Genomic DNA, 24,069 nt, shown 5'->3' on the forward strand with positions numbered 1-24,069 from the left:
CTCTTTCGTGTAATGGTGCGACCACGCTGCGTGATGGAAGGCTTGTCCTCGCAGATCGGATGCATGACCGGGAGGGGCGTTACCAATGTCGGTAGGCGAAGAGGTCCGCGCCGAGGAGAACAGGCCGCAGCAGAGCCTCGGCACCGCGGCGGCGCGGAACCTGGCCACCACCACCAAGTCCGCACCCCAGATGCAGGAGATCAGCTCACGGTGGCTGCTGCGCACCCTGCCGTGGGTGAACGTGCAGGGTGGCACGTACCGGGTCAACCGCCGCCTGACCTACGCGGTGGGCGACGGCCGTGTGACCTTCGTGAAGACCGGTGACCAGGTCGCGGTCATCCCCGCGGAGCTGGGCGAGCTGCCCGCCCTGCGCGCGTACGACGACCTGGACGTGCTCGGCGAACTCGCCCAGCGCTGCCAGCAGCGCAGGTTCGCACCGGGGGACGTGCTCGCCGAGTTCGGCAGTCAGGCCGACGAGGTGTTCCTGCTCGCGCACGGCAAGGTGGAGAAGATCGGCACGGGCCCCTACGGGGACGACGCGGTGCTCGGCGTCCTCGCCGACGGCGCCTACTTCGGCGACCAGGCGCTGCTCGACCCGGACGCCATCTGGGAGTACACGGCCCGCGCGGTCACCACCTGTACGGTGCTCGCCCTGCCCCGCCGGGACGTCGACCAGATCGCGGAGCGGGCCCAGTCGCTGCGCGACCACCTTCACCGGCAGCGCTCGATCCCCGCCCAGCGCACCAACAAGTACGGCGAGAAGGCGATCGACCTCGCCGCCGGCCACACCGGTGAGCCGGAGATCCCGCACACCTTCGTCGACTACGAGGCCTCGCCCCGCGAGTACGAGCTGAGCATCGCCCAGACCGTCCTGCGCATCCATACGCGCGTGGCCGACCTCTACAACCAGCCGATGAACCAGACCGAGCACCAGCTCCGGCTGACGGTCGAGGCCCTCAAGGAGCGCCAGGAGCACGAGCTGATCAACAACCCCGACTTCGGGCTCCTCAGCAACTGCGAGTACGACCAGCGGCTGCAGCCGCACGACGGCGTGCCGAGCCCCGACGACATGGACGAGCTGCTCAGCAGGCGGCGCGGTACCAAGCTGTTCCTCGCCCATCCACGTGCGATCTCCGCGTTCGGCCGCGAACTCAACAAGCGCGGACTCGTCCCGGAGACCATCGACATCGGAGGCAACCGCATCCCCACCTGGCGCGGGGTGCCGATCTACCCGTGCAACAAGATCCCGGTCACCGAGGCCCGTACGACCTCGATCATCGCCATGCGTACCGGCGAGGAGGACCAAGGCGTCGTCGGACTGCGCCAGTCCGGTATCCCCGACGAGATCGAACCGAGCCTGTCGGTGCGGTTCATGGGCATCAACGAGCAGGCGATCATCAGCTATCTGGTGACGGCGTACTACTCGGCCGCCGTCCTGGTCCCGGACGCGCTGGGGGTCCTGGAGAACGTCGAGATCGGTCGCTGGAGGTGATGCTCTTCCCCGGCTCGTCCGTCCACGGGGGCGCGTTCGATCGCGGCCCAGAAGCGGCACTCGGTGTTCCGCCCGTCACCGTGGGTAGATCCTCCGGGAATGTGCCCAGCGGCAGCGGAAGCGTCACCGTCCGCAGACTCTACGAGGCGGTTCCATGAGTGAGTTCATGACGGAGCCGAAGCGGGGCCCGGCCCTCGCGCGGCGCGGCCCGGCCGGTATCCCGAGGCGGCGTGACCCGCTCCCTGGCCGGCCGGCGCCGCCCGACGGACACGAGGCCGCGGCGATCCTGGAGCGTGCCCGCGCCACGGTCGACCCCGAGCTGCGCCGGGCCGTCGACTCGCTGCCCGGCTCGATGCGCCGGATCGCGCGCTACCACTTCGGCTGGGAGCACGCGGACGGCACCCCGGCGACCGGCGAGGCGGGCAAGGCGATACGACCCGCGCTCGTGCTGACCGCCGTCCGGGCGCTGGGCGGGAAGGAGTCGGCCGCCGTAGGGGCCGCCGCCGCGGTGGAACTCGTCCACAACTTCACGCTGCTCCACGACGATGTGATGGACCGGGACACCACCCGCAGGCACCGCCCCACCGCCTGGACCGTGTTCGGTGACGCCGACGCGATCCTCGCGGGAGACGCCCTGCAGGCGCTGGCCCTGCGGCTGCTCGCCGAGGACCCGCACCCGGCTTCGGCCGCGGCCGCCGCCCGCCTCGCGGCCTGCGTCGTCGAGCTGTGCGCCGGGCAGCACGCGGACACGGCCATGGAGCGGCGCGGCCCCCACGAGGTCACCCTCGCCGAGGTGCTCGCCATGGCCGAGGCGAAGACGGGCGCCCTGCTCGGCTGCGCCTGCGCGCTGGGCGCGCTGTACGCGGGAGCGGACGCGGCGGACGTGGAGGCGCTGGACGCGTTCGGCCGTGAGGCGGGGCTCGCCTTCCAGCTCATCGACGACGTGATCGGCATCTGGGGTGACCCCAGCCGCACCGGCAAGCCGGCCGGCGCGGATCTCATGGCCCGCAAGAAGTCGCTGCCCGTGGTCGCCGCGCTCGCCTCCGGTACACCGGCGGCGGCCGATCTCGCGGAGCTGTACGAGGGGCCGTATCAGGAGGGGGAATTGGAGCGCACCGTGCTCGCCGTCGAGCGGGCGGGCGGTCGTGACTGGGCGCAGTCACAGGCGGCCGACCGGATGGGCCGGGCGATGCAGGAGCTTTCCCGCGCGGTTCCCGACCCGGAGGCGGCGGGTGGTCTGCTGGCGCTGGCCGAGTTCGTCACCCGGCGCAGCACCTGACCGGCACCGCCGCTGGACCCCGGAGACCCGGGCCCGCGCGGCTCCTGACCCCGCGCGGTCCCGGGGACTCCGGCCCGGGGCGGCCCTCCGCACCTCCCCAGGATGTGCGGGGGACCGCCCCTTCCCACCCGCGTCGCCCCGGCCGATCGAGTTCCGGTTAGGCTGCAACCGCCGTACACGCAAGGGGAGTTGACGTGAAGGGGTGGGCTGATGGGCGTGGCCATTCGGGCGGCTGACCGAGGCGACCGGGAGCTGGTCGTCCGGCTGCTGGACGACGCGTTCCGGAACGACCCGGTCAGCAGCTGGGTGTTCCCTGACGAGGAGCACCGCCGCAGGACGCACCACCGGCTGATGGCCGCGTTCACCGACATCGTGCTCGCCGACGGGCGCATCGACGTGACCGAGGACGGCACGGCGTGCGCGCTGTGGCTGTCCATACCCGCGGGCGACCACTCGGCGGACGTGGGCAAGGACAGGGCGGAGGCCGAGGAGGGGGACGACGGGATGCGGCTGCGCGAGGCCGTCGACCCGGAGAACGAGCGCGTGGAGCGGATCGCCCGGCTGATGGCCGAGGCGCACCCCGCGGACCGCGCCCACGAGTACCTGTGGATGATCGGCGTGGCCCCCGGACACCAGGGCCGGGGCTTGGGCACCGCGCTCATCCAGCACGTCCTCGACCGCTGCGACAGTGAGGGCCGGCCCGCCTATCTGGAGGCGAGCAGCGCCCGCAGCACCCGGCTGTACGAACGCCTCGGCTTCGCCTTCACCGGACGCACCCTGGACCTCCCGGACGGCCCGCGGATGTGGCCGATGTGGCGCGAGCCGCGCTGAAAAAACCGCTGAACCTGGCGACGCGGTCGGCGGACGGGCGCAGGCCCCCCGACCCGGCCTAGGCTGGAGGCATGGGCAGCCAGGACACCCTCTGCCCGTCCTGCGGGCAGCCCGTCGCCACCGTCGTACGCCGCCACAAGACGCTGGGCGCCGTCGTCCCCGTATGGCGCCCCGGCCCCTGCCGGAATCCGCAATGCCCGGCGTACGTGCGGGAACCCGGGGAGACGCAGCCGAAACGGCACGGCGAACGCACCAGGAGAGACCGCTAGCCCGGCAGGCCGCCCGTCCAGGGGTCGCGGCCCGTCAGGCAGTAGGTGCCGCCCGCCGGGTCGCTCATCACGGTCCAGTGGGTGCCGTCGGAGACGTGTGTGGCGCCGAGGCGCTCGTGCCAGGCCCGGGTCGCCTGGATGTCCGCGCACGCGAGGTCCAGGTGGGCCGAGGCGGGGCGGTCGGTGCCAAGGCGTTGCAGCAGGATACGGACGGGGAGGCCGGCGGGCGGCCTGACCACGTGGAACTCCGGGAGCGAGCCGGGGGAGGACTCCCAGCCGGTGAGCTCGGTCCAGAAGGCGGCCTCGGCGTCGAACACGGCCGGGGCGAGGTCGAGGCACACCTGGTCGAGGCGCGTCGCCGAGCCGCCGGGGCCCTCGACGGCCGGCGGTCGCGCCGACTCGCCGTGCCAGGGCACCGCGCAGAACAGCACGCCGCCGGGTGAGCGGAGGACCGCCCAGCCGGGATGGTCGGAGACGAGGTCCGCGCCCAGCCCTCGCGCCGCCGCGACGAGCGCGGGCACGTTCTCGACGGCGAGATCGAGATGGGCGCCGCCGCCCGCGCGCACCGCCTGGGCCTTCACACAGGCGTCGCCCGCCTCCGGTACCAGCGTGACGAACTCACCGTCGTCGCCCCGCGGTTCGGAGGGCTTGGTGCCGGTGACGGCGGTCCAGAAGTCGCAAGCCCGGCCGAACTCCTCGGCGGGCCGGTCGACGAAGACGTACGTCCAGCGGATCGGTTCGCTCATGAGGGGCACGCGCTCTCCCTGGCAGACGGTTCACGGGCTCGTACCGTCTCCCCTCGCCGTCCGGTCGCGCAAACGCGTTTCCCGTGGGTCAGGCGCCGCGGCGCTCGTTGAAGCGCAGCAGGTTGCCCGCCGGGTCGCGGAAGGCGCAGTCCCGCACGCCGTACGGCTGGTCCATGGGCTCCTGGAGGACCTCCGCGCCGGACGCCTGGACGCGGGCGAAGAGGGCGTCGCAGTCATCGGTGGAGAAGATGACACCGCGCAGGAGACCCTTGGCGAGCAGCTCCGCCATCGCACGGCGGTCGGCGGGGGAGGCGTCCGGGTTGGCCGCCGGGGGCTCCAGGACGATCTCCACGTCCGGCTGGAGCGGGGAGCCGACCGTCACCCAGCGCATGCCCTCGAAACCGACGTCGTTGCGCACCTCCAGGCCGAGGACGTCCCGGTAGAAGGCGAGCGCCTTGTCGTGGTCGTCGACGGCGATGAAGCACTGGGAGAGTTTCACGTCCATGAGGCCAGGCTAGAGCGCTACAGCTGCTCACGGGGATCTGTCCGCGTGTCGCCCGGCCGCCCCCGGCGGGGGCGCGTCAGTCCCTTCGCCACGCACGGCGGTATCGCCGCCCCCTGCTCGTGCGACCGCGCCCGGTAGGCGCTCGGGGTCTCGCCGACCAGTTCCGTGAACCGTGAGCTGAAGGACCCCAGCGAGGTGCAGCCCACGGCGATGCAGACCTCCGTCACCGTCAGGTCCCCGCGTCGCAGCAGCGCCTTGGCCCGCTCGATACGGCGGGTCATGAGGTAGCTGTACGGCGTCTCCCCGTAGGCCTCGCGGAAGCTGCGCTGGAAGTGCCCCGGCGACATCAGCGCGGTGCGCGCCAGCGCCGGTATGTCCAGCGGCTCGGCGTACTCACGGTCCATCCGGTCGCGCGCCCGCCGCAGCCGGACCAGGTCCTCCACATCCACGCCGTCAGCATCGCACGGGCCACTGACAGCGGACCCCGGCCGGACCCGCCCACTGGGAGGTACCGGCCGACGACCCGGTCTCGGCGCTGCGGGCGGCGCGCGCGACGACGTACACCGCCCTGGTGCGCGCCCGCGCGCTGGCGCTGGCGCGCCTGGGCCGCCGCGCGGAGGCCGTCGAACCGCTCACCGCCCTCGCCGCCGGGCACCCACGTGACGAGGAGATCCTCGCCGAGCTGCTGCGCTGCGAGGCCGCGACCGCCGGCCCGGCCGCCGCGCTCGCCCGCTACGACGCCCACCGCCGCGCCCTGCGCGACGACCTCGGCACCGACCCTGGCCCCGCCCTGCGCACCGTCCACCAGGAACTGCTGCGGGAGGAGACGCCCAGCGTGCGCCGCGGCATCCCGCACGAGCCGAACCCGTTGCTCGGCCGCGCCGACGACATCGCGGCCGTGGCCGGACTGCTGCGCACCTGGCGGGTCGTGTCGATCGTCGGCGCGGGCGGCCTCGGCAAGACCCGGCTCGCGCAGGTGGTCGCCCGGGAGGCCCAGCAGAAGGCCGTCCACTTCGTGCCGCTCGCCGGCGTCACCCGGGACGAGGACGTGACCCGCGAGGTCGCCACCGCCCTCGGCACCGGCGAGACCGTGCACCCCGACCCGCTCACCGGGATCGCCGCGGCCCTCGGCCCCGGCCCCGCGCTCCTCGTCCTCGACAACTGCGAGCAGGTCGTCCGCGGCGTGGCCGCCCTCGTGCGTGCCCTGGTCTCCCTCACCGGCGATCTGTGCGTCCTCACCACCAGCCGCGCCCCCCTCGGGCTGACCTCCGAATCGGTGTACCTGCTGCCGGAGTTGAGCCTGACCACCACCGTCGAGCTGTTCGGGCAGCGGGCCCGCGCCGCCCGCCCCGGCGTGGACCTGCCCCCGGGACCGGTGGCGGTCACCGCCGTCGGCATCGAGTCGGTCGGGACGATGGCGCTGCCGAGGAAGGGCAGGAAGGTCAGCGGCGTGGGTGCGTTGCTGGCCGCCTCCACCGTTTTGGCGCCCAGTCCCATCGCGACCGCCAGCCAGGTCAGGGCCACGACGACCAGGGTCAGCAGCCCGGCGGCGGCGAGCCACTCGACGGGTGTGGCGTGCAGGCGGAAACCGGTGAGCAGGGCCACGGCGACCACGAGGACGAGGCTGAACAGGGTCTGGATGACACCGCCGAGGACGTGGCCGTTGAGGACGGCCGCGCGGGAGATGGACAGGGTGCGGAAGCGGTTGACGATGCCCTCGGTCATGTCGGAGCAGACGGACACCGCGACGGAGACCGAGCCGTAGGTGCAGGCCATGAGGATGATGCCGGGCGCCACATAGTCGACGTAGTGGCCGTGGGCCCCGGGTCCGACGCCCGCACCGAGGGCGTTGCCGAAGACGTGGTGCGGCGGCGCCCTTCCCGCTTGCCGAGGTGGTGCAGGTCGGCCATGAGGACGAGGTTCTCCTCGCCGGTCAGCATGGCGTCGACGGCCGCGAACTGTCCGGTGACGCCGATCTGCGCGCGGACGGCACGGGGATCGGCGACGGGGTCGTACCCGCCGACCCCGACCTCCCCGCCGTCGGCGGCGGTCAGCGTCGAGAGGATCTGCACGGTGGTGGTCTTGCCGGCGCCGTTGGGCCCGAGCAGCGCGTAGACGGTGCCCTCGGCGACGGCCAGGTCGAGCCCGTCGAGAACGACGTGTTCGCCGTAGGCCTTCCGCAGTCCGCTCGCGGTGATCGCGTGTCGTGTCGTGGTCATGGGAGGAGCGTGCGGGGGGCCGGCTTTACGGCGGTATCACGGCGGTTTCACGGGTGGGGGCGGGGTGAAACCGGCTGGTCGGACGGGCGCCCGGGAAAACGCACGGGCCGTCGGGCGCAGGACGGAGCCACCACGCCCGCAGGGCCCCGCACCTCCGCCCGCTCTCGTCACGGCCCTCGACCAGGCGCCGGCTCATCGACGGCCGCTGCCCGGGTGTCCTCGCCGCCGTGCTCAGCGGTGGCTCGACGGCTCGGGGACGGGCGACCGTCACGGTGATCTGGACATCGCCCTCCTGCTCCCGGACGGGGACGAGCCGACTGTGTGCGGACCGAGGCGGCCCCGGTCCGAGCCCGGGGACGCCTCAACCCGGTGGGTCCTTGCAGTCAGTCGGCCACGGGTCTCCACTGGTCGGCCTCTCGTGCGGCCGCGGGCATGGTGGTGGCACGCGGGCGCGTCGGGTGAGTCCGGCAGGACTGGCCGGGCGGCCCGCTGCCGGCCGGCCTACAGGTGGCGGAGGGCGGGTCCGGCTGCCTTGCGGCCCGCTGCTCGTGGCCGCGTACGCCGAGCGGCGGGCGTGGCTGAACGTCCTTGCCCTCGCCTGCAGTTCGGCTCGGCGCGGGCCGTGGCTGGGAGGACGGGTTTGCCGAAGACCGCCAAGTCCCGGCGCGCTGTCCCGGTCGGTGAGGCCGCCAGGGCGCCTCTTGAGGCACCTCGCCCCTCAACCGCCGCCGCTGGAAGACGGACTGGAACTGCCCACGCGTCCGCCGTCATCACCCTGCGGATCTACGCCCATCTGTGGCCGGGTGAAAAGAGACCGCACCCGGACCGTCATGGACGCCGTGCTCGGCGGCCTGCGGACCGGGTGCGGACAGAGAGACACTGCAACCAACGTAATCGCAGGTCAGAGGGCATGATCCAAGATCAGGCCTTCTTGGTCTCCCAGAAGATCTTGTCGATCTGGGCGATGTAGTCCAGCGCCTTCTGGCCCGTCGCCGGGTCCGTCGAGCCCTTGGCGGCGGAGAGGGCCTTCAGGGTGTCGTTGACCAGCTGGTGGAGCTCCGGGTACTTCTCGAAGTGCGGGGCCTTGAAGTAGTCGCTCCACAGCACCGACACGTGGTGCTTGGCGAGCTCGGCACGCTGCTCCTTGATGGTGGTGGCGCGCGCCTGGAAGTGCGGGTCGTCGTTGGCGGCCATCTTCTCCTGGATGGCCTTCACCGACTCCGCCTCGATGCGGGCCTGGGCCGGGTCATAGACACCACAGGGGAGGTCGCAGTGGGCGCTGACCTTGACCTTCGGGGCAAACAGGCGGGAGAGCATGAAGCTGTCCTTCCTCGTGATCGTCATCTCAGGTGGGACATTACTCCGTGGGGGACCGGTTTTGGCGAGTGCCCCCAGGGGCTTACGCCAAAAGTCCAGGGTGAGACTGGGACTGGTGGAGGAACGGACCGGGGAGGTGCCGGATGATGCCGGAGCTGTCACAGGAGACCGAGCGCTCGAGGGCGTTGCTGCCGCTGGGGGTGGCGGAGGTCACAGGGCCGTCCATGGTGCCCACGCTCCAGCACGGGGACCGGCTGCTCCTGCAGTACGGGGCCCGGGTGCGGCCCGGTGACGTCATCGTGCTGCGCCACCCCTTCCAGCAGGACCTGCTGGTCGTCAAGCGTGCCGTGGAGCTGCGCGAGGGCGGCTGGTGGGTGCTCGGCGACAATCCGTACGCGGGTGGGGACAGCACCGACTACGGCACCGTCCCCGAGGAACTGGTCCTCGGGAAGGTGTGGTTCCGTTACCGCCCGCTCAGGGACGGTCAGCGCTCGGCCTTCGCGCTGCTGCGCTGGGCGCTGTCCGCCGCCCGGCCCGTGCTCTCCGACCGGTCCGCCTCCAAGCGTTTGCGGGCCCGGTAGGCGGCCACGTTCGCGCGCGTCGCGCAGCGGTCCGAGCAGTAGCGCCGGGAGCGGTTCGTCGAGGTGTCGAGGTAGGCGTTGCGGCAGGGGGCCGCCTCGCACAGGCCCAGGCGGTCCACGCCGTACTCGGTGAGGTGGAACGCGAGCCCCATCGCGGCGATGGCCGTGTAGCCCGCGGTCGCGTTCGACGGGTGGTCCGCGAGGTGCATGTGCCACAGGGGGCGGCCGTCGTCGTCCCGGTGGTCGTGCCCGGAGATCTGCGGGCTCACGGGGAATTCGAGGAGCAGGGAGTTCAGCAGGTCCACGGCGAGCGTCTCGTCGCCCCGGTCCGCCGCCTCGAAGACCGAGCGCAGCCGGGCCCGGACCGAGCGGAAGCGGGTCACGTCGGCGTCGGTGGCGCGGCGGGCCGCCGACTGGTTGCCCCCGAAGAGGTCGCGGACGGCCTCCACCGAGGTCAGCGAGTCCTTGCCCCGGGCCGGTTCCTCGCTGTTCACGAGACGTACGGCATAGTCCGAGTAATAGGCCAGTTCCACTTGTAGTCCTTACGAAGGCGCTCTATCGTCGTGGGTGCGATGCGTAACAGATGACCCTGTGTCCAGGGTATTACGCAGTTCTGCGAAGAAGGGGGCTTCCCATGGACACAACGACCGGATCCACCACGGGCACCGACTGGCAGGCGTGGCAGGAGAGCTGGGACCGCCAGCAGGAGTGGTACATGCCCGACCGCGAGGAACGCTTCCGGATCATGCTCGACATGGTCGAGGCGTTCGTGGGCACCGAACCCCGCGTGCTCGACCTCGCGTGCGGCACCGGCAGCATCACAGCCCGGCTCCTCGCTCGCTTCCCGAAGGCCACCAGCACCGGCGTCGACCTCGACCCGGCCCTGCTCACCATCGCGCGCGGCACGTTCGAGGGCGACGACCGCGTCACGTTCGTCGAGGCCGACCTCAAGGACCCCGACTGGCCGGCGCGCCTGCCGTACGACGCGTACGACGCCGTCCTCACCGCCACGGCCCTCCACTGGCTGCGCGACGAGCCCCTCGAGGCGCTCTACGGTCGGATCGCGGAACTCGTCCGCCACGGCGGCGTCTTCATGAACGCCGACCACATGATCGACGACACCACGCCCCGGATCAACGCGGCCGAAAGCGCCCAGCGGCACGCCCGCATGGATCAGGCCATGCGCGACGGCGCCCTCGACTGGGCCGAGTGGTGGGCGCTGGCCGCCAAGGACCCCGTCCTCGCCGCGCCCACCGCCCGCCGTTTCGAGATCTACGGGTCCCACGCCGACGGCGACATGCCCTCCGCGGCCTGGCACGCGCGCGTACTGCGCGAGAAGGGCTTCGCCGAGGCCCGACCGGTGTGGTGCTCCCCCTCGGACACGCTGCTGCTGGCCCTCAAGTAGGGCCCGGGAGAGAAGAGTCGAGGGCGGTACGGGGAGCCCGTACCGCCCTCTGTGCCGCCACCCGTCAGAGGACCTTCGACAGGAAGGACTTCGTCCGCTCGTGCTGGGGGTTGGTCAGGACCTCACGCGGGTGGCCGGCCTCGACCACCACACCGTCGTCCATGAAGACGAGCGAGTCGCCGACCTCCCGGGCGAAGCCCATCTCGTGCGTGACGACGACCATCGTCATGCCGTCCTCCGCGAGGTCCCGCATGACGTCGAGGACCTCGCCGACCAGCTCCGGGTCGAGGGCCGAGGTCGGCTCGTCGAAGAGCATCAGCTTGGGCTCCATCGCCAGCGCGCGGGCGATGGCGACGCGCTGCTGCTGGCCGCCGGAGAGCTGGGCGGGGTAGTGGCCGGTACGGTCACCGAGGCCCACCCGGTCCAGGAGCCGCTGCGCCCGCTCCCGGGCGGCGGCTTTGCTCTCGCGCTTGACCTGGACCGGCGCCTCCATGACGTTCTCCAGCGCCGTCATGTGCGGGAAGAGGTTGAAGCGCTGGAACACCATGCCGATGTCCCGTCGCTGCGCCGCGACCTCCTTCTCCTTCAGCTCGTAGAGCTTGTCGCCCTTCTGCCGGTAGCCGACCAGGTCCCCGTCGACGTACAGCCGGCCGGCGCTGATCTTCTCCAGGTGGTTGATGCACCGCAGGAAGGTGGACTTGCCCGAGCCGGAGGGGCCGATGAGGCAGAACACCTCCCGCGGGTTCACCTCGAGGTCGATGCCCTTGAGGATGTGCGCCGGCCCGAAGGACTTGTGGACGCCCTCTGCTTTGACCATCGGGCCGCCGCCGCTCTTGGCGATGTCCTTGCTGAGACTGCTCATCGGGCCACCTCCGGGCGGCGGAACGAACCGAACAGACGGAGGTTCCTCTTCAGCCGCTGCAGCGGGGTCGGCGGCAGGTTGCGCGTCGAACCTCGGGCGTAACGGCGTTCGATGTAGTACTGGAAGATGCTGAAGATCGTGGTCAGGACCAGGTACCAGATCGACGCCACGAAGTACATCTCCACGACCGCGAGCGAGGTGCTGGAGATGTCCGTGGACCGCTTGATCAGCTCGTTGAACTGCACCGCGTAGGCCAGCGACGAGGTCTTCAGCATGTTGATGAACTCGTTGCCGGTCGGCGGCACGATCACGCGCATCGCCTGCGGGAGGATCACACGCCGCAGCGTCTGCCCCTGGGTCATGCCCAGCGCGTGGGACGCCTCCGTCTGCCCCTCGTCCACCGACTGGATGCCGGCGCGCACGATCTCCGCCATGTACGCGGCCTCGTTCAGGCCTAGGCCCAGCAGAGCCGTCAGGAACGGGGTCATCACCTGGTTCATCTCGTCCTTGTAGAACCCCAGGTTCAGGATGGGGAACACGAGTGCGATGTTGTACCAGAGGAGCAGCTGGACCAGGACCGGAGTGCCGCGGAAGAACCAGATGTAGAACCAGGACACCGTGCTGGTGACCGGGTTCGACGACATCCGCATCACCGCGAGGACGATGCCCAGGGCCAGGCCGAGCACCATGGCGAGCACCGAGATGTACAGCGTGTGCCAGGCGCCGGACAGGATGGTGCCGTCCGTGAGGTAGTCCGGGATCACGCTGTAGTTGATCTTCGCGTTGGAGAACGCGATTCCGATCAGGACCACGACGGTGACGACCAGGACGCCGGCCACCCAGCGCCCGTAGTGGCGCACCGGTATGGCCTTGATCTGCTCCGGCGGCACCGTCGGCGCCGGAGTCTTGTCGACAGTGTCAGTCACGGTGACTGCCCTTCAGTGTTGCGTGAGGCTCAGGAGCCGCCGTTGATCTTCGCGTCGGTCACCGCGCCGTCCGTGACGTTCCACTTCTGGAGGATCTTCTGGTACTCGCCGCTCTTGATGATCGCGCTCACGGCCGCCTGGAGGGCGTCGCGCAGCTGGGCGTTCTCCTTGCTGACCGCGATGCCGTACGGACCCGCCTCGATCTGCTCTCCGACGACCTCGAAGTCCTTGCCGCCGCCCGAGGTCTTCGCGTTGTAGGCCGCGACCGGGAAGTCGTTCAGGTCCGCGACGGACGCGCCCTGCTTCAGACGGAGCAGTGCCTCGGGGTCGGTGTCGAAGGTCTGCAGCGTGATGGGCTTCTTGCCGTCCTTCGTGCACTTCGTGCTCTGGGCCTTGGCGACACCCTCGGACGTGGTGCCCTTCTGCAGGGCCACCACCTTTCCGCACAGGTCGTCCAGCGACTTGACGCCCTTCGGGTTGCCCTTCTGGACGAGGATCGAGGTACCGGCGGTGAAGTAGTCGACGAAGTCGACGCCGTTGCCGACCTTCTTGCCCGTGTCGGAGTCGATGCCGTTCTGGCGGTCCTTGGTGTCGTTCATCGCGGACATGATCACGTTGAACCGCTTGGCCTGCAGTCCCACGATGAGCTGGTCGAACTTGCCGTTCTGGAAGTCGAACTTCACGCCCAGCTGCTTGCCGAGGGCGTCCGCGATGTCAGGGTCGATGCCGACCGCCTTGCCGCCCTGCATGAACTCGACCGGGGCGTACGAGATGTCGGAGCCCACCTTGATGACGCCCGCGTCACGGATGTCCTTGGGGAGCTTGTCGGCGAGCGGCGCCGAGGACGTGGACGAGCCGCCGCCGCTGTTGTCGGTGCTGCCCTTGTCCGTGTGGTCGCCGCAACCGGCAAGCACCAGGGTGCCCGCGACCGCTATGGCGCCGACCGCGGCTATTCGGGAGCGCGTGGCGGTCGTACGACGGGTGGAGCGTGCGGTCATGGTGGTTCCTCCGGCGGAATGGGTTTGTGCCGACGGGTCGACGAGTACACACACCTTCGGGTGTCGCGACCTCGTGTGATTGAGGCATCTTGCCAGTCGCACGACGGCATTCAGGTGACTCGCTATGTCAAAATCGGATAACGGGTGACCCCCGAACCGCCTCGGACGGCCGATTTCGGCCGCACCTTGTGCGGGAATCCCCCCTTCCGGCCGGAAGATCTTCGGTGCATCTCACCATGCGGTCGGTCTCACGCCTGCACGCGTGATCGTGTGAGGGCGTGCAGCGGACTTGTCCACATTTTCGGCCATGAGTCATCTCACCGGCGTGTGACCTTCGCGTTATGGACTCGTCCCGGACACCATCCGTCCGGTAAGAAGGTGCGTTACACCCCTCATCCGGGGCTCAGGGCGCGTGTGCGGCGCGCCCGTCGCGTATGTGCCCTTACGCACCAGTCACCTGGGTCGTACGCGGTGCCCGCCCACCCCTCAACCAGGAGTGGTCACCCTCAAACCATGCAGATCTAAGGGGTACGAGACAGTGGCAGCGGAGATCGTCAACTCGCGCAGCGCCAGCAACGCGGATCAGGACGGCGGGGCCGAGCCCCACGATTCCTTCGATCCGGCGTTCGCGCTGCACCGCGGCGGCAAGATGGCCGTGCAGGCCACCGTGCCGGTCCGTGACAAGGACGACCTGTCCCTGGCGTACACGCCCGGCGTCGCCCGGGTGTGCACGGCCATCGCGGAGCAGCCGGAGCTGGTCCACGACTACACATGGAAGTCGTCGGTCGTCGCCGTGGTGACCGACGGCACGGCAGTGCTGGGGCTCGGTGACATCGGCCCCGAGGCCTCCCTCCCGGTGATGGAGGGCAAGGCGATCCTGTTCAAGCAGTTCGGCGGCGTGGACGCGGTGCCGATCGCCCTGGACTGCACGGACGTGGACGAGATCATCGACACCGTGGCCCGGCTCGCGCCCTCCTTCGGAGGCGTCAACCTGGAGGACATCTCGGCGCCGCGGTGCTTCGAGATCGAGCGCCGGCTCCAGGAGCGGCTGGACATCCCGGTCTTCCACGACGACCAGCACGGCACGGCCGTGGTGACGCTGGCCGCCCTGCGGAACGCGGCGCGGCTGACCGGGAAGGGGCTCGGCGATCTGCGGGCCGTCATCTCCGGCGCCGGCGCGGCGGGCTTCGCCATCGCGAAGATGCTGATCGAGGCGGGGATCGGTGACGTCGCCGTCGCCGACCGCAAGGGAGTCGTCTCGCGGGAGCGGGAGGATCTGACGCCGGTCAAGCGGGAGCTCGCCGAGTTCACCAACAAGGCGGGGCTTTCGGGGTCTCTCGAGCACGCCCTGGACGGGGCTGACGTCTTCATCGGCGTCTCCGGCGGTACCGTGTCGGAGGAGGCGGTGGCGTCGATGGCGGAGGGTGCCTTCGTCTTCGCGATGGCCAACCCGAACCCGGAGGTGCATCCGGACGTCGCGCACAAGTACGCGTCCGTGGTGGCGACGGGCCGCTCCGACTTCCCGAACCAGATCAACAACGTGCTGGCGTTCCCCGGCATCTTCGCCGGAGCCCTCCAGGTGCGGGCGTCCCGCATCACGGAGGGGATGAAGATCGCGGCGGCGGAGGCGCTGGCGGGGGTCGTCGGGGACGATCTCGCTGCCGACTATGTGATTCCCTCGCCGTTCGACGAGCGGGTCGCCCCCGCGGTGACGGCGGCGGTGGCCGCGGCAGCTCGGGCGGAGGGCGTGGCTCGGCGGTAACGGTGCGCTGGGCGGGCGGGGTCTTCTCCCGCCCGCCCGCGTGGTGTGAAGCGCGGCTTTCTGCTCGGTGTCTGCAAGGTGCCCGGCCTTGGTGGCGGCCGGGCGTCGGCTGCGCTCTCCGGCGGCGGGGAAGCAGGGAGCAGGGACACGCGTCACAGCCCGTCTCGGTTCCCTCCGCCAGGCGCGGAGCCTAATCTCAAGGTCATGTTCGCTGCCTACGCCGCCCGTATCGACCGCGACAACCCCCTCTCCGGCCTTGAGTTGGGAGAGCGCCCGGCCCCCGAGCGGAGGCCCGGCTGGACGACCGTGACCGTCAAGGCCGCCTCCCTCAACCACCACGACCTCTGGTCCCTCAGGGGCGTCGGGCTCTCCGAGGACAAGCTCCCCATGATCCTCGGCTGCGACGCGGCCGGCGTCGACGAGGACGGCAACGAGGTCGTTCTCCACTCCGTCATCGGACAGACCGGCCACGGCGTCGGCCCCGACGAGCCCCGCTCCATCCTCACCGAGCGCTACCAGGGCACGTTCGCCGAACAGGTCTCCGTCCCCACCTGGAACCTCCTTCCCAAGCCCAGGGAACTCTCCTTCGAGGAGGCCGCCTGCCTCCCCACCGCCTGGCTGACGGCCTACCGCATGCTGTTCACCAACGCCGGCGTCCGTCCCGGTGACTCCGTCCTCGTCCAGGGGGCAGGCGGCGGTGTCGCGACCGCCGCGATCGTGCTCGGCAAGGCGGCCGGCCTCAGGGTCTTCGCCACCAGCCGGGACGAGGCCAAGCGCAAGCGGGCCGTGGAACTGGGCGCCGTGGAGGCCCTGGAGTCCGGGGCCCGGCTGCCGCAGCGCGTGGACGCCGTCATCGAGACCGTCGGTGCCGCCACCTGGTCCCACTCGGTCAAGTCCCTGCGTCCCGGAGGCACCCTCGTCATCTCGGGCGCCACCAGCGGCGACCGGCCCTCCCACGCCGAACTCACCCGCATCTTCTTCCTCGAACTGAAGGTCGTCGGCTCCACCATGGGCTCCAAGGACGAGCTGGAGGACCTGCTCTCCTTCTGCGCCGCCACCGGCGTGCGCCCCGTCATCGACGAGGTCCTTCCCCTTGACCGGGCGCGCGAGGGCTTCGAACGTCTGGAGGCCGGAGACCAGTTCGGGAAGATCGTGCTGACGGCCAACTGACGCCAACTGACGGCGTTTTCCTCCACGTGCCCATGGCGGACCCGGGAGTCGTCCCGAGCCCGCCATGGGCGTTTCTGCGGCCGATATGTCAACCAGGGTTGACAAGCCTCGGCATGTCAACCTATGTTGACACCATGACCGAAGCAACGGATCTCGCCGAACGCGCAGGCGACCGCGATCCGCGAGTCGGGCTGCGAGCCGTCGCCGCGCTGCGCAGGCTGCTGGAGCAGCTGGAGGCGGTGCAGGTGCGCAGCGCGCGCAACCAGGGCTGGTCGTGGCAGGAGATCGCCGCGGAACTCGGAGTCAGCAGGCAGGCCGTGCACAAGAAGTACGGGAGGCAGTGATGTTCGAGCGCTTCACCCAGGACGCCCGCGCGGTGGTCACCGGCGCCGTCGCGCACTGCGAACGCGCCGGTGAGCAACGCGTCGACGAAGCCCACCTGCTGCTCGCCCTCCTCGAGAGGGAGCGCGGCCGCGCCGCGTTCGCCCTGGCGGAGCTCGGGTTGACCGGCCGGCGGGACGCGGTGGAACGGGACCTCGCCGAGGCCCGCCGCCGCGGCGGGCTCACCCGCGCCGACGCTGACGCTCTCGCCGGGCTCGGCATCGACCTCACCCAGATCGTCTCCCGGGTCGAGGAAGCCCACGGACAGGGCGCGCTGGCCAGGACTCACGCAGGGGCCGTACGGCGGTCCGGGCGCCGCCCCTTCACCCGCGGCACCAAGGACGTACTCACCCGGTCCCTGCGCGCGGCCCACGCGCACGGCGACCGGCACATCGGTGACGAGCACCTGCTCCTCGCCCTGACCGCCCGCCCCGGCGTCCTCTCCGAGGTCCTCGCCGACCATGGAGCGACCTACGCGGCCGTGGAGGACTTGCTGTGGGGCGGCAGCGGCCGGGCGAAGGCGGGGTGAGCCTGCCGCCGGGTGACGCTCGGCCGGTCGTGAGGTGAGGAGCAGCCCTACCCCTTCCGTGACCGCAGCGTCGCCCCGATGTGCGCCGCGGCTGTCGACAGGTGCCGACGGGCGTCGCGCAACTGCTCCTCCGTCACCCCGTGGTCCCGGGCCGCGTCGCGAATGTCGTCACGGAAGCGGTCGAGGAGCCGGTCGAGGGCCCGGGCCGGGTCGCCCGGGAAGTCCTCGTGCGCCCAGGACGGCTCGTACGCACCCGGGAAGTCCTCCGGGGTCGTCGCGTACTCGGGCTGCTCCGCCGTCTTGGGCGCGCCCGCGGCCCCCGGGCGCCCGAAGCCGAAGTCCTTGCCGAAGTCCTTGCCGAACTCGCCGAACTCCTTGGCCAGTTCGGCCAGACCCTCCCGTACGCCCGTCGGCCAGTCGCCCCGCGCGAAGTGGTCCTGGACCTGCTCCTGCACCCGTCGCGCCATGCGCTGCAGCTCCTCCTGCGCCTGGGCGCGCGCCCGCTCCTGCGCCTCCTTGGCCTGGCGGCGTGCCCGCTGGGCCTCCTCACGGGCCCGCCGGCTCTCGTCCTTGGCGCGCCGGGCCTGCTCCTTCCACTCCTGCTTGACGCGGCGCATCTCCTCCCGGGCTGCGCGCCACGCCTCCTTCTCCGCCTGGTCGCCGTACGCGCCGTAGGCACCCTCGTGCTCCTTGGTGCCCCGGCGCGCCTCGGAGACCGCGGCCCGCATCTCGCGGCGCAGGTCACCGGCCGCCCCCCGCACGTCCGCCTGGATCTCGGCGGCCAGCTCGGCGACCGACTCGCGGATCTCCAGCTCCAGGTCGGCCAGTTCACCGCTGCGGTCGGCCAGTTCGGCACGTCCCGCGTCCGTGATCGCGTACACCTTGCGGCCGCCCTCGGTGGTGTGCGTGACCAGGCCCTCGGCCTCCAGCTTGGCCAGCCGGGGGTAGACGGTGCCGGCGGACGGTGCGTACAGCCCCTGGAAGCGCTCCTCCAGCAGCCGGATCACCTCGTATCCGTGGCGTGGTGCCTCGTCGAGGAGCTTCAGCAGGTACAGCCGCAGGCGTCCATGGGCGAAGACGGGAGGCATGTCAGAGCCCCTTCCGCTCGGTGGGGCCGCCGGTCGTACCGTGGGGGGAACGGTCGGCCGGGACGGCGGTGTCGTCGCTGCCGGTGCCGGGGGACGCGTCGGCGGGCGGCGTGTCCCATGGCTCGTCCTCGGCGGGTGGGCGGCGCAGCAGGGCGATGGAACCGGAGACGGTGGTCGCCTTCAGCCGGCCGCTGCCCCCGCCCAGGCGGCCCGTGATCTTCTTCGCGCCCCACTGCCCGGTGACGCGCAGGTCGTCGAAGGCGTTGGACACGGTGCCGCTCGCGGTGTTCGCCTCCACCTCGGCGTCCGCCGGGTGGGGGAGACGGATGGCGATCTCGCCCGAGACGTTCGTCAGGCGGGCGTCGGTGGGACCGCTGGTGGGATCGAGGTCCAGGATGATCGAGCCGCTGACGGAGTCGGCCTTCACGGACGGGCACGCGCCCTCGATGACGGTCAGGTCGCCGGAGACGGAGTTGAGCCGCAACTCCCCGGTGACGCCCTGGGCCTCCACGTTTCCCGACACCGTGGTGGCGCGGACCGGGCCGGCGAGGCCGGCCAGGGTCGCCGCTCCCGTGACGCTCTTGACGTCGGCGCCGCCGTCGATCCCGGAGACCAGGGCGTCGGCCCCGACCACGCCCACCTCCACGCGGGTGGACGCCGGGACGGCGAGGGAGACCACCGCGCTGCGACGCCAGCCCTTGGGGTCGAGCCACTTGAGGAAGCCCTTCCAGGGCAGGTCGTCGTAGGCCACGGTGAGGGTGCCGTCCTTCTGTGTCACCGTCAGGGCGGGGCCCTCGACGTGGGAGACCTCCAGCCGTGCGGAACCCTCGTCGGTGCCCACCACGTTCACCGTTCCGTTGACGATGCGCACATGGAGCGCCGTCACCGGGTCGTCGAAGGTGAGCTTCCTCGGCTCTGCGACGGACCACTCGGGCATGATGCTGACCTCCTCGGCCGGTGCGGGCGCTTGGCGGGTGACGGGCGGTTCGCCTCGGCGGGCTCGGCACGCCGCACACACTCGCCACACGTCGACGAACGCGGCATATCGCGTCTTCGCTATTCACGATATATCGCGGCTGCGGGAAGTCAAGACACCCGTTCCGGTGATCACTCACACAAAAGGGTGGGGCGCCCCCGTCCACGGGGCGCCCCACCTGACGATGCCGTCTACTCGTCTTCCTCGTCGTCCAGCCGTGCCAGCCAGGTCGCCAGCCGCTCCACCGGCACCTCGAAGTCCGGGTTGAGATCGACGAACGTGCGCAGCTGTTCGGCGAGCCACTCGAAGGTGACCTCCTCCTCGCCGCGCCGCTTCTCCAGTTCCTCGATGCCGCGGTCGGTGAAGTACATGGGGCTGCTCTCCTGCGTTCGTGAAATGCGATGGTGCCGGAACCAGCCTACGGACCGACCGTCATGGAGGCGCACCGCTCGCCCTCGTCGAGCCAGGCCTGGAGCCGGCGGAGGTGGTGCAGGCGGGAGGAGTGCGGGGCGCCTTCGGCGAGGATCTCCCTCATCCAGGTGGCGGCCTTCGCGGCGGCGCCGTGCATCTCATGTCCATGAGCAGGGTGAAGTCGTGCCCGGAGACGGCATGGGACCGCTCCAGCACATGGCGAGCGAGCACCGGGCCGCTGTGGTGCGGGCGTGCGCCGACCTGGAGGCGGCGGCGCAGCAGCTGGCCAGGCGACGCCGACCACGTGGTCCGTGAGCCGGACGGGACGCGGAAGGGGCCCGGTCCGAGTCACACGGACTCGGGCCGGGCCCTTCGTACTGCCGCGAGGTTACCGCCGCGAGGCCTACGCCTCGAACACCTCACGCACCAGCTGCTCCTGCTCCGCCTGGTGCCGCTTCGCCGAGCCCACCGCCGGGGACGAGCTGTGCGGGCGGGAGATGCGGCGCAGACGCTCGCCGGCCGGGATGTCCGCGCCGACCGCCAGGTCCAGGTGGTCGATCAGGTTCAGGGCGATGAACGGCCAGGCGCCCTGGTTCGCCGGCTCCTCCTGGGCCCACAGGTACTTCTCGGCGTTCGGGTACTTCTTGATCTCCTCCTGGAGCTCCGCACCCGGCAGCGGGTACAGCCGCTCGAGGCGGATGATCGCGGTGTCCGTCACGCCGCGCTTCTGACGCTCGGCCTCGAGGTCGTAGTAGACCTTGCCCGCGGTGAAGACGACCTTGCGGACGGCGGCCGGGTCCACCGAGGCGTCCCCGATGACCGGGCGGAAGCGGCCCGTGGTGAACTCCTCCGCCTTCGAGGCCGCTGCCTTCAGGCGCAGCATCGACTTCGGCGTGAAGACCACCAGCGGCTTGTGGTGCGGGTTGTGCACCTGCCACCGCAGGAGGTGGAAGTAGTTCGACGGCAGGGTCGGCATCGCGACCGTCATGTTGTTCTGCGCGCACAGCTGCAGGAACCGCTCCGGGCGGGCCGAGGAGTGGTCCGGGCCCTGGCCCTCGTAGCCGTGGGGGAGCAGCAGGGTGACGCCGGACGTCTGGCCCCACTTCTGCTCGGCCGACGAGATGAACTCGTCCACGACCGTCTGGGCGCCGTTGACGAAGTCGCCGAACTGGGCCTCCCACATCACGAGCGCGTTCGGGCGGGCCAGCGAGTAGCCGTACTCGAAGCCCATCGCCGCGTACTCGGACAGCAGGGAGTCGTAGACGTTGTAGCGCGCCTGGTCCTCGGAGAGGTACTGCAGCGGCGTGTAGTCCTCGCCGGTCCGGCGGTCGATGATGACCGCGTGGCGCTGGCCGAAGGTGCCGCGGCGCGAGTCCTGGCCGGACAGGCGGACCGGGACGCCCTCGAGGAGCAGCGAGCCGATCGCGATGGTCTCGCCCATGCCCCAGTCGATCGTGCCGTCCTCGACCATCGCCGCCCGGCGCTGCAGCTGCGGCAGCAGGCGCGGGTGGACGGTGATGTGGTCGGGGATGTTGACCTGGGACTCGGCGATCCGCTTGACGACCTCGGCCGAGACGGCCGTGTCGACCGCCACCGGGAAGCCGTCCTCGGGGGCCTGCGCGGCGGCCGCGGCCGGCTGCGACGTGGCCTCGCGGACCTCGGTGAAGACCTTCTCCAGCTGGCCCTGGTAGTCCTGCAGGGCCTGCTCGGCCTCTTCCAGGGTGATGTCGCCGCGACCGATGAGGGACTCGGTGTACAGCTTGCGCACCGAGCGCTTCTTGTCGATCAGGTCGTACATCAGCGGCTGGGTGAAGGCCGGGTTGTCCGACTCGTTGTGACCGCGGCGGCGGTAGCAGATGAGGTCGATCACCACGTCCTTGTTGAACGCCTGGCGGAACTCGAAGGCGAGCCGCGCGACGCGCACGACGGCCTCGGGGTCGTCGCCGTTCACGTGGAAGATCGGGGCCTCGATCATGCGGGCCACGTCCGTCGCGTACATGGAGGAGCGCGAGGACTCGGGCGCCGCGGTGAAGCCGACCTGGTTGTTGATGACGATGTGGACCGTGCCGCCGGTGCGGTAGCCGCGCAGCTGCGACATGTTCAGGGTCTCGGCCACCACGCCCTGGCCCGCGAAGGCCGCGTCGCCGTGGATCGCCACCGGCAGGACCGTGAAGTCCGTGCCGCCCTTGTTGATGATGTCCTGCTTGGCGCGCGAGACACCCTCCAGGACCGGGTCCACCGCCTCCAGGTGGGAGGGGTTGGCGACCAGCGAGACCTTGATCTGCTCGCCGTCCAGGCCGGTGAAGGTGCCCTGGGCGCCCAGGTGGTACTTCACGTCGCCGGAGCCGTGCATCGACTTCGGGTCGAGGTTGCCCTCGAACTCGCGGAAGATCTGCGCGTACGACTTGCCGACGATGTTCGCCAGCACGTTCAGGCGGCCGCGGTGGGCCATGCCGATGACGACCTCGTCCAGGCGGGACTCGGCCGCGGAGTCGATCACCGCGTCGAGCAGCGGGATGACGGACTCGCCGCCCTCCAGGGAGAAGCGCTTCTGGCCGACGTACTTCGTCTGCAGGAAGGTCTCGAAGGCCTCCGCCGCGTTCAGGCGGCGCAGGATGCGCAGCTGCTCCTCGCGCTCCGGCTTGGAGTGCGGACGCTCCACGCGGTCCTGGATCCACTTGCGCTGCTTGGGGTCCTGGATGTGCATGTACTCGATGCCGGTGGTGCGGCAGTACGAGTCGCGCAGCACGCCGAGGATGTCGCGCAGCTTCATCATGGACTTGCCGGCGAAGCCGCCGACGGCGAACTCGCGCTCCAGGTCCCACAGGGTGAGGCCGTGCTCCACGATGTCCAGGTCGGGGTGCTTGCGCTGGCGGTACTCCAGCGGGTCGGTGTCGGCCATGACGTGGCCGCGGACCCGGTAGGAGTGGATCAGCTCGAAGACGCGGGCGGCCTTGGTGACGTCGTCGTCGTGGCTGGCGTCGATGTCCTTGAGCCAGCGCACCGGCTCGTAGGGGATGCGCAGGGCCTCGAAGATCTCGTCGTAGAAGCGGTTCTCGCCCAGCAGCAGGTTCGCGACCTGGCGGAGGAACTCGCCGGAGGCGGCGCCCTGGATCACCCGGTGGTCGTAGGTCGACGTGAGCGTCATGACCTTGGAGATGCCGAGCTTGTTCAGGGTGTCCTGGGAGGTGCCCTGGAACTCCGCCGGGTAGTCCATGGAGCCGACGCCCATGATCACCGACTGGCCGGGCATCAGGCGCGGCACGGAGTGGACCGTGCCGAGGCCGCCGGGGTTGGTGAGGGAGACGGTGACGCCGGTGAAGTCGTCCATCGTCAGCTTGCCGTCGCGGGCGCGGCGGACGATGTCCTCGTAGGCCTGCCAGAACTCGAAGAAGTTCAGCGTCTCGGCCTTCTTGATCGCCGCGACGACGAGCTGGCGGTCGCCGTTGGGCTTGACCAGGTCGATGGCGAGGCCGAGGTTGACGTGGTCCGGCTTGACCAGGGTGGGCTTGCCGTCCTTCTGCGCGAACGACCAGTTCATCGACGGCATCGCCTTGATGGCCTGGACCATCGCGTAGCCGATGAGGTGCGTGAAGGAGATCTTCCCGCCGCGGGCGCGCTTGAGGTGGTTGTTGATGACGATGCGGTTGTCGAAGAGCAGCTTCACCGGGACCGCGCGCACGGACGTGGCCGTGGGGATCTCCAGGGAGGCGTTCATGTTCTTCGCGACGGCGGCGGCGGGGCCGCGCAGCGTCACCAGTTCGGGGCCGGCGGGGGCCTCGGACACGGGCTCGTCCTTCTTGGGCTGGGCGGGGGCCGCGGCGGGCTTCGCGGCGGCGGGTGCGGCGGGCTTGGCCGGAGCCGGTGCGGCGGCCGCCGGGGCGGGCTTCGCCGGGGCCGGTGCGGCGGCCTGCTGCGGTGCGGCTGCGGCCGGCGCCTGCGGTGCGGCGGGGGCCGCGGGCGCGGCCTGCGCTGCCTGGGGCGCCGTGGTGGTCTCCGCGGCCCCCGCGGCCGCGGTACCCGCCGGAGCCGAGGCGGCAGCGGCGGCGGCCCCGGGCTTGTAGTCGGCGAAGAAGTCCCACCAGGCACGGTCTACCGAATTCGGGTCCTGGAGGTACTGCTGATAGATCTCGTCGACGAGCCACTCGTTGGGACCGAACGCAGCAGCGGGATTCCTCCCGGCTTGGTCGTCGGTCGAGACGCTCGGGTTACTCGGGGACTGTGGCGACACGGCGGCAACCGCCCTCTTCCGCTTCACAAGGTGATTGGACAGCGGGAATTAAGGCTACGCCTCCAAGACCGCGAAGGTCAGGTCGGGCCGG

Annotated in this window: 23 protein-coding genes and 3 pseudogenes; 11 read left to right on the forward strand and 15 right to left on the reverse strand. The window is 70.9% G+C overall.

All coding sequences use genetic code 11. The features are described 5' to 3' along the window. The first annotated feature begins 85 nt into the window (after positions 1-85). The 4 genes from ACIRC0_RS11310 to ACIRC0_RS11325 all read left to right on the forward strand — a co-directional run bounded on the left by ACIRC0_RS11310 (position 86) and on the right by ACIRC0_RS11325 (position 3,871). Positions 86-1,492, forward strand: coding sequence for a family 2B encapsulin nanocompartment shell protein (locus ACIRC0_RS11310; RefSeq protein WP_403614285.1), 1,407 nt, complete (start codon positions 86-88; stop codon positions 1,490-1,492). Between the two features lie 154 nt (positions 1,493-1,646). Next, positions 1,647-2,771: a family 2 encapsulin nanocompartment cargo protein polyprenyl transferase gene (locus ACIRC0_RS11315; protein WP_403614288.1), complete on the forward strand. Its 1,125-nt coding sequence runs from the start codon at positions 1,647-1,649 to the stop codon at positions 2,769-2,771. Between the two features lie 210 nt (positions 2,772-2,981). Then, complete coding sequence (locus ACIRC0_RS11320; RefSeq protein ID WP_403614291.1) at positions 2,982-3,602, forward strand: GNAT family N-acetyltransferase; 621 nt, start codon at positions 2,982-2,984, stop codon at positions 3,600-3,602. A 71-nt stretch (positions 3,603-3,673) separates the two neighbouring features. Continuing rightward, on the forward strand, positions 3,674-3,871 hold the full coding sequence (locus tag ACIRC0_RS11325) for a hypothetical protein (RefSeq protein ID WP_403614293.1): 198 nt from the start codon (positions 3,674-3,676) through the stop codon (positions 3,869-3,871). On the opposite strand, the gene ACIRC0_RS11330 is transcribed toward ACIRC0_RS11325, so the two are convergent. The 3 genes from ACIRC0_RS11330 to ACIRC0_RS11340 form a co-directional block, all read right to left on the reverse strand. Then, positions 3,868-4,617: a VOC family protein gene (locus ACIRC0_RS11330; RefSeq protein ID WP_403614296.1), complete on the reverse strand. Its 750-nt coding sequence runs from the start codon at positions 4,615-4,617 to the stop codon at positions 3,868-3,870. The two genes, ACIRC0_RS11325 and ACIRC0_RS11330, sit on opposite strands and share 4 nt — an antisense overlap. A gap of 88 nt (positions 4,618-4,705) precedes the next feature. After that, complete coding sequence (locus ACIRC0_RS11335; protein ID WP_263232005.1) at positions 4,706-5,122, reverse strand: VOC family protein; 417 nt, start codon at positions 5,120-5,122, stop codon at positions 4,706-4,708. Positions 5,123-5,139: 17 nt separating this feature from the next. Continuing rightward, positions 5,140-5,571, reverse strand: a complete 432-nt coding sequence (locus tag ACIRC0_RS11340) for a helix-turn-helix transcriptional regulator (protein WP_403614298.1) — start codon at positions 5,569-5,571, stop codon at positions 5,140-5,142. Between the two features lie 56 nt (positions 5,572-5,627). On the opposite strand from ACIRC0_RS11340, the pseudogene ACIRC0_RS11345 reads away from it, so the two are divergent. Further along, a pseudogene (locus ACIRC0_RS11345) lies at positions 5,628-6,503 on the forward strand (BTAD domain-containing putative transcriptional regulator); the annotation flags it as partial. Between the two features lie 71 nt (positions 6,504-6,574). On the opposite strand, the pseudogene ACIRC0_RS11350 reads toward ACIRC0_RS11345, so the two are convergent. The 3 genes and pseudogenes from ACIRC0_RS11350 to sodN all read right to left on the reverse strand — a co-directional run. Next, positions 6,575-6,898 (reverse strand): annotated as a pseudogene (locus ACIRC0_RS11350) (ABC transporter permease); the annotation flags it as partial. A gap of 92 nt (positions 6,899-6,990) precedes the next feature. Continuing rightward, positions 6,991-7,341 (reverse strand): annotated as a pseudogene (locus ACIRC0_RS11355) (ATP-binding cassette domain-containing protein); the annotation flags it as partial. Positions 7,342-8,262: 921 nt separating this feature from the next. Next, positions 8,263-8,658: a superoxide dismutase, Ni gene (gene sodN / locus ACIRC0_RS11360; RefSeq protein WP_103839348.1), complete on the reverse strand. Its 396-nt coding sequence runs from the start codon at positions 8,656-8,658 to the stop codon at positions 8,263-8,265. Positions 8,659-8,804: 146 nt separating this feature from the next. Between sodN and sodX the strand changes: the two genes are divergently transcribed. Further along, positions 8,805-9,239, forward strand: coding sequence for a nickel-type superoxide dismutase maturation protease (gene sodX, locus ACIRC0_RS11365; RefSeq protein WP_403614300.1), 435 nt, complete (start codon positions 8,805-8,807; stop codon positions 9,237-9,239). Here sodX and ACIRC0_RS11370 read toward each other — a convergent pair. Next, positions 9,143-9,772 carry a CGNR zinc finger domain-containing protein gene (locus tag ACIRC0_RS11370; protein WP_403614303.1) on the reverse strand — a complete coding sequence of 210 codons (630 nt, stop codon included), beginning with the start codon at positions 9,770-9,772 and terminating at the stop codon, positions 9,143-9,145. The genes sodX and ACIRC0_RS11370 overlap by 97 nt on opposite strands. A gap of 101 nt (positions 9,773-9,873) precedes the next feature. On the opposite strand from ACIRC0_RS11370, the gene ACIRC0_RS11375 reads away from it, so the two are divergent. Further along, a complete protein-coding gene (locus ACIRC0_RS11375; protein ID WP_403614305.1) occupies positions 9,874-10,644 on the forward strand; it encodes a methyltransferase domain-containing protein in 771 nt (256 codons plus the stop codon). Between the two features lie 64 nt (positions 10,645-10,708). Here the strand turns inward: ACIRC0_RS11375 and ACIRC0_RS11380 are convergent, their stop codons facing one another. Genes ACIRC0_RS11380 through ACIRC0_RS11390 form a run of 3 tightly spaced genes read right to left on the reverse strand, consistent with a single transcriptional unit; the run spans position 10,709 to position 13,430 of the window. Next, a complete protein-coding gene (locus tag ACIRC0_RS11380; RefSeq protein WP_403614308.1) occupies positions 10,709-11,506 on the reverse strand; it encodes an amino acid ABC transporter ATP-binding protein in 798 nt (265 codons plus the stop codon). Further along, on the reverse strand, positions 11,503-12,432 hold the full coding sequence (locus tag ACIRC0_RS11385; RefSeq protein ID WP_403614310.1) for an amino acid ABC transporter permease: 930 nt from the start codon (positions 12,430-12,432) through the stop codon (positions 11,503-11,505). The genes ACIRC0_RS11380 and ACIRC0_RS11385 overlap by 4 nt, the downstream gene beginning before the upstream one ends. Positions 12,433-12,461: 29 nt before the next feature. Then, on the reverse strand, positions 12,462-13,430 hold the full coding sequence (locus ACIRC0_RS11390; RefSeq protein WP_403614313.1) for an ABC transporter substrate-binding protein: 969 nt from the start codon (positions 13,428-13,430) through the stop codon (positions 12,462-12,464). Between the two features lie 538 nt (positions 13,431-13,968). Between ACIRC0_RS11390 and ACIRC0_RS11395 the strand changes: the two genes are divergently transcribed. From ACIRC0_RS11395 to ACIRC0_RS11410, 4 genes are all read left to right on the forward strand, one after another. After that, complete coding sequence (locus ACIRC0_RS11395) at positions 13,969-15,192, forward strand: NADP-dependent malic enzyme (protein ID WP_403614315.1); 1,224 nt, start codon at positions 13,969-13,971, stop codon at positions 15,190-15,192. A gap of 204 nt (positions 15,193-15,396) precedes the next feature. Further along, positions 15,397-16,362 carry a zinc-binding dehydrogenase gene (locus ACIRC0_RS11400; RefSeq protein WP_366023601.1) on the forward strand — a complete coding sequence of 322 codons (966 nt, stop codon included), beginning with the start codon at positions 15,397-15,399 and terminating at the stop codon, positions 16,360-16,362. 134 nt (positions 16,363-16,496) lie between these two features. Further along, on the forward strand, positions 16,497-16,706 hold the full coding sequence (locus ACIRC0_RS11405) for a helix-turn-helix domain-containing protein (RefSeq protein ID WP_018571396.1): 210 nt from the start codon (positions 16,497-16,499) through the stop codon (positions 16,704-16,706). After that, positions 16,706-17,272, forward strand: coding sequence for a Clp protease N-terminal domain-containing protein (locus ACIRC0_RS11410; RefSeq protein ID WP_403614318.1), 567 nt, complete (start codon positions 16,706-16,708; stop codon positions 17,270-17,272). The genes ACIRC0_RS11405 and ACIRC0_RS11410 overlap by 1 nt, the downstream gene beginning before the upstream one ends. 47 nt (positions 17,273-17,319) lie before the next feature. On the opposite strand, the gene ACIRC0_RS11415 is transcribed toward ACIRC0_RS11410, so the two are convergent. The 5 genes from ACIRC0_RS11415 to ACIRC0_RS11435 form a co-directional block, all read right to left on the reverse strand. Further along, positions 17,320-18,360 (reverse strand): helix-turn-helix transcriptional regulator, encoded by a 1,041-nt coding sequence (locus ACIRC0_RS11415; protein ID WP_403614321.1) that lies wholly within the window; start codon positions 18,358-18,360, stop codon positions 17,320-17,322. 1 nt (position 18,361) lies between these two features. Beyond that, a complete protein-coding gene (locus ACIRC0_RS11420) occupies positions 18,362-19,297 on the reverse strand; it encodes a DUF4097 family beta strand repeat-containing protein (protein ID WP_403614323.1) in 936 nt (311 codons plus the stop codon). Between the two features lie 230 nt (positions 19,298-19,527). After that, the gene (locus tag ACIRC0_RS11425; protein ID WP_014674941.1) at positions 19,528-19,707 is read right to left on the reverse strand and encodes a DUF6104 family protein; all 180 of its coding nucleotides are present in this window, start codon (positions 19,705-19,707) and stop codon (positions 19,528-19,530) included. A 47-nt stretch (positions 19,708-19,754) separates the two neighbouring features. Then, entirely contained in the window at positions 19,755-19,904 is a 150-nt protein-coding gene (locus ACIRC0_RS11430) for a hypothetical protein (RefSeq protein ID WP_403614326.1), read from the reverse strand. 246 nt (positions 19,905-20,150) lie between these two features. Continuing rightward, a complete protein-coding gene (locus tag ACIRC0_RS11435) occupies positions 20,151-23,978 on the reverse strand; it encodes a multifunctional oxoglutarate decarboxylase/oxoglutarate dehydrogenase thiamine pyrophosphate-binding subunit/dihydrolipoyllysine-residue succinyltransferase subunit (RefSeq protein WP_403614735.1) in 3,828 nt (1,275 codons plus the stop codon). Positions 23,979-24,069: the final 91 nt, after the last annotated feature.

This window comes from Streptomyces sp. NPDC093984, assembly GCF_044764595.1.
GTDB classification, from domain to species: domain Bacteria; phylum Actinomycetota; class Actinomycetes; order Streptomycetales; family Streptomycetaceae; genus Streptomyces; species Streptomyces cynarae.